This is a genomic window from Brasilonema sp. UFV-L1, from assembly GCF_012912105.1.
GTDB lineage: Bacteria > Cyanobacteriota > Cyanobacteriia > Cyanobacteriales > Nostocaceae > Brasilonema.
In genome coordinates, this window is the sequence record NZ_QMEA01000079.1 from 25,278 (window position 1) to 30,193 (window position 4,916).

Here is a 4,916-nt window from a genome sequence, read left to right on the forward strand (position 1 = left end):
TTCCAGGATTAGATGTTGGTGTTGATGTTGGTGGTGATGATGAGGTTCCAGGATTGGATGTTGGTGGTGATGATGAGGTTCCAGGATTAGATGTTGGTGGTGATGATGTTGAAGGGGGAGTGTCAGGTTCAGATGGTGTAAACGTCGGTGGTGTGGTATTTGGTTTGTTGTTCGGCGGCGTAGATGTTGATGTCGAAGACGAAGCAGGATTTGGCACAACTTGTCCTGCTTCGAGTAAGGAGTCAACCGGGGAAGTCTGTTTTATTATGTTGTTACCTGGTAAATTTGGGGAAATCTCTGGCTTTATAGAATATGGGTTTTCAAGAACAGTCTGACTGACAATTGGCGATTGTGCAGCAACAGCAGCAGCAGTTTCAGCTTGAACACTGGCGATCGCCGGATCTGGACTTGGCATACCATGTTTCAAAGTTAGATTTAAATCTTGAACCAGAGCACTCGTTTCATAAAAAGTTCTTAGATCAAAATCGTATAAAGCTATAAATTTCCCTTTAACAATAATTATCAGTTGCCCTGCTTTGAGTTCCCGTTTTTGAGAAGCATCTTTATTTGATATTTGAATACCACTGTTTGTGAGTGCGCCCACAATCGTAGTATCTGTTTGCTCGTCGTAACGTACAAACAATGCTGAACCGCGAATTGCTGCTGCAGCATTTGGTGTATTGATACGTGTTTGTCCCCTTCCTGGCGGGATAAGCAATACCACTGTTCCATTGGACAGTCTGAAGTTTCTTGTTTTCGGTAAGAATCGAAATACTGCCTCTTCTCCTATTCGAGCCAAAGAACCGTCATTAAAACGTAAGTCTGCCAAGGCAGATCGACCGGTAGATAAGCCATCCCCCGGACTCATCGCATCTGATGTGTATGCCTGACGCTTCGGCTTGTATTGCGGTATAAGTTGCACCAAGTTGCGGAGGTTCTGAATGACAGCAAGAGTCAAAGGTGTTGTAGCACTTGCTTGTTTTGGCACAGGGAGCACAACAACTCCCCAGAAACTAATGACTAGGAGTAAAAAAAACTTGCGAAACATAGTTTGGAGCCTCGGACAATTTCACTGATACCAAACCAGTTGAAGACAGGTTCTGATGTTGACGGTTTAACTCTGTTATCTGTTATAGCAATTTTTACGTACAATTGCTTAATATCTATTGATGATTCACTTCGGCTAAATACGTGATTATACTGTCAATAGATAATTTGAATTTCTTTTCATAAAAATCAGTTTTTTTACGGACTATAATGTAAGCTTCATAAAACCTCGCGGGAAGTCTGGAAATCCATGAGTATGTGTAAGTATGTGTTTGACTCAGTACAAACGGAGTACAAAGTCACCGATTGTACCGTAAACCTGCTTGCAGCACTGCTTTCCTGTGGCATTTTGTTTGCGGGAGGAAACCTTGTTTCACCCAAACAAGTCACTCATGTGAAATTCGGCTGTTTTCCGTGGAAATGTCAACCTTTATTGAGTGTTTTTATGAAAAATGGGTACATTTACTACCAAAATATTGTGACTAAAGTTCTTGGGAAACTTAATATTTCTCCACGGAATCTTTAGCACAGTCCGTGAGTCTACTTTTGCCAAAAAAGATTAAATATGCAACCCAAGGGCTGGATAAATTTGTTCTTTTGGATTGTATTCGCGTATAGTAGTGCAATCTTGTTCTGTATCAAGATAGTAGATGCGGCGCAGGCTGCGAATACAGATTTGTTAATGAGTAGAAATGAACTAGTCTCAAGAATACCATCTTTAGGGGTTGCATGGATATCCATTCCATTGTGCCAAGAGCGTGGACAAAAAACATATCGCGAAGAATTACAACAAGCAAATTTTGATCAAGCAGTAGGGATATATCAGCAAAAAGAGGACATTTTTTCTACCTTTTTGGGCTGCACAACCTACCTTGTAAATGCTTATGATAATATACCAAGTTTGTATTCGCAGACACCGCCAGATCAGACACCACCACCAACTCCTGAACAAAATCCACCGTCACCACCGCCTGAACAAAATCCACCACCACCAACTCCTGAACAAAATCCACCGTCACCACCGCCTGAAAAAACTCCACCACCGTCCACACAATCTCCGACACCATCTACATCATCTACACCAGAGAACCCACCACAGTTAGAAAGCCAACCCGCTGATTTACCCCAACCTTCTGCACCACTCATAGAGCAACGATTGCAAGTACCCCAAATAGATCATGCACAAAGATTAGAGAAACTATTGCAACGGTTGGAGCAAAATAAGCAAGCATCTACTGAATCTAACTTTGGTGAACTAGGAAAACTGGTGGTGGGAAAACAGCAACTAGAACAGCAACAACCGCCAACACGTCCTGAACCTCAGCCCAGATCTATTGGCTATCTACAGGGTCACGTTGGCTATTTTCATACGAATAACATTTTTTCTTCAAAAGTTAATCCCACACAAGATGGCTTGATTTACTCTGGACTAACACTAGCCTCTACGCCCATACCCCTAGGGAATAGAACTTATTTGAATGGATCAATCAATGGCTACTTAATGCGTTACATTTCACAATCAAAATACAATTATAACCAGGTGAGATTCAACGCTAGTGTTTACCAGCAGCTTTCGCCGCAAATGTATGGGGAAATTGGATGGAGCAATCAACAATTATTTTATGCAAGAAATGGTAACGGTTTTGACGCAGGCGATCGCTTTTTGAATGAAAATTCATTCCGCTTGTCTTTGGGACGACGAGATCCTCTGACACCTAAATTGATGTTAGATAGCTTCTATGAATTGCGTTTCAGTTTGACTGATCCTCCCAGTCTACAAGACAACCGTGATCGACTCATTCATTCTGTTTGGGTTTCTTTCAACTACTACTTACAACAATCCCTGCAAATTGGTCTTGATTACCAGTTTAGTTTGTCAGACTTTACCCGACGCGATAGAGAAGACCAATACCATCGGTTATACGGTCACTTCACTTACGGAACATCGAACTACACAAATCTTAGTTTGCAAGGAGGTGTTACTGTCGGTGGTTCTAGCGATAGAACTATTGATGTTGACGGCTGGTTCTTCAGTATTAATTACAATTTAGAATTGGGTCGTTTTTAAGTTTTATCGTTTATCTTTTGTCTTCGGTTTTAACAAATCATGAAAAACAAATCACTAATAACTAATCCAATCACTCCAGCTACCAGCATAAAGTTTCCCTGTATGAATGCCAGCCAATTCCAAGGAGAGTAAATTCACACAAGCAGTCACGCCAGAACCACAATAAACAAAAATTTCCTTCGCATTTTCTAACTCTAACCAACGTTGACGTTGCTCTTCTTTTTTCTGAAGTAGAAAACCAGCAGCGTCAGTGACTTCTTGCCAAGGATAATTAACAGCACCAGGAATATGACCAGCAATTTTATCAATTGGTTCTCTAATCCCTAGATAACGTTCTTTTTCTCGTGAATCAACTAATACTATCCCTTGTAAATCTTTCTGACTTTTCACTGCCGAAATATCTACGACCATTTGTGGTTGTAGCTCAGGGATAAAAGTCACTTTTCGAGGTTCAGGAATGACATCTGTAACAGGGTAACCAGCTTTTTTCCAAGCAGAAAACCCTCCATCTAGAACAGCGACTTGCTGATGTCCAAGATAACGCAATAGCCACCACAAACGAGATGCAAAAGCAAATCGGGAGTCATCATAAGCAACAACCAAAGTTTTCTGGGAATTCACTCCCATTGCTGATAACTTATTCGCTAATTCAGTCGGGTTGGGTAAAGGATGTCTTCCTCCATGTTCTCCCACTGGGCTGGAAAGATCTTGATTCAAGTCTAGGTAATACGCTCCAGTGATGTGACTTTCTTGATATTGTTGTTGTCCCAATTGTGGATCAGCCAGAGAAAAGCGACAATCCACAATCACAACTTGAGAATCATCAAGATGTTGAAGTAGCCATTCACAAGAAACAACGAAAGAAGTGTTGGTCATTAGTCTGGTCAATTGTTTATTGTTTATTGTTAGTTGCTAGTTATGCAACTCTAGTAACATCTCCGTATTAATCACTCATCACTACTTATCTCATCACTACTTATGACTATGTCAGACATGAACGATTTTACACCTGAGCTAACAGCAGATGGCTCGTTCACTTTTTTTTCTGATGAGTTTGACGAGGCGTTTCATAGCCATCACGGAGCGCGTCAGGAGAGTTTTCTTAAGTTTGTCACTCCGACTCAACTACCATTGAAAGCACATAAACCAACACTACGGTTGCTGGATGTTTGTTATGGTCTAGGATACAACACAGCGGCTGCTTTACAAACAATTTGGGCAGTCAATCCCAATTGTTACATAGAAGTCATTGGTTTAGAACTGAATGCTGGTGTACCACAGGCTGCGATCGCTCATCACTTATTTGACAACTGGGGATATGAATACACCCAAATTTTGACTCAATTAGCCTTTGAGCATCAAGTGCAGCAAAACCGTCTCAAAGCAACTTTACTTATTGGTGATGCCAGACACTTGATAAGATTTGTAAACCAGTCAGATTTTAAAGCTGATGCAATTTTTCTCGATCCGTTTTCACCACCTCATTGTCCTCAATTATGGACTGTTGAATTTATCAAACAACTGTCTGTTTGTTTAGACATAGATGGTTTACTCGCCACTTATTCTTGTGCTGCTGCAGTACGTACGGCACTTTTGAGTGCTGGACTACAAATAGGTTCTACATCACCAGTAGGAAGAAAGACACCTGGTACTGTAGCCGCCTATCCAGCACTCAGCACTCAGCACTCAGCACTCAGCACTCAGGAGTTAGAAGTCAGAAATCAGGAGTCAAAGTCAGGAGTCAGCACTCAGCACTCAGGAGTCAATAATTATTATTCTCCCCATCACCCCATCTCCCCAC

General features: G+C 41.4%; 4 protein-coding genes. 2 read left to right on the forward strand and 2 right to left on the reverse strand.

All coding sequences use genetic code 11. The features are described from left to right. A partial coding sequence (locus tag DP117_RS21555) for a FecR family protein (RefSeq protein WP_169220291.1) occupies nt 1-1,048 on the reverse strand: 1,048 nt, incomplete at its 3' end. A 681-nt stretch (nt 1,049-1,729) separates the two neighbouring features. Here DP117_RS21555 and DP117_RS35500 point away from each other — a divergent pair. Beyond that, entirely contained in the window at nt 1,730-3,115 is a 1,386-nt protein-coding gene (locus DP117_RS35500; RefSeq protein ID WP_248277762.1) for a hypothetical protein, read from the forward strand. Between the two features lie 54 nt (nt 3,116-3,169). Here the strand turns inward: DP117_RS35500 and DP117_RS21570 are convergent, their stop codons facing one another. After that, nucleotides 3,170-3,991, reverse strand: coding sequence for a sulfurtransferase (locus tag DP117_RS21570; protein WP_169220290.1), 822 nt, complete (start codon nt 3,989-3,991; stop codon nt 3,170-3,172). Nucleotides 3,992-4,099: 108 nt separating this feature from the next. Here DP117_RS21570 and DP117_RS21575 point away from each other — a divergent pair. Continuing rightward, a partial coding sequence (locus DP117_RS21575) for an MnmC family methyltransferase (protein WP_169220292.1) occupies nt 4,100-4,916 on the forward strand: 817 nt, incomplete at its 3' end.

What these genes read in the sequence shown, in the direction of transcription:
- DP117_RS35500 (WP_248277762.1), top strand. Translation starts at nt 1,730, where the DNA reads ATGAGTAGAAATGAACTAGTCTCAAGAATACCATCTTTAGGGGTTGCA.
- DP117_RS21570 (WP_169220290.1), bottom strand. Translation starts at nt 3,991, where the DNA reads ATGACCAACACTTCTTTCGTTGTTTCTTGTGAATGGCTACTTCAACAT.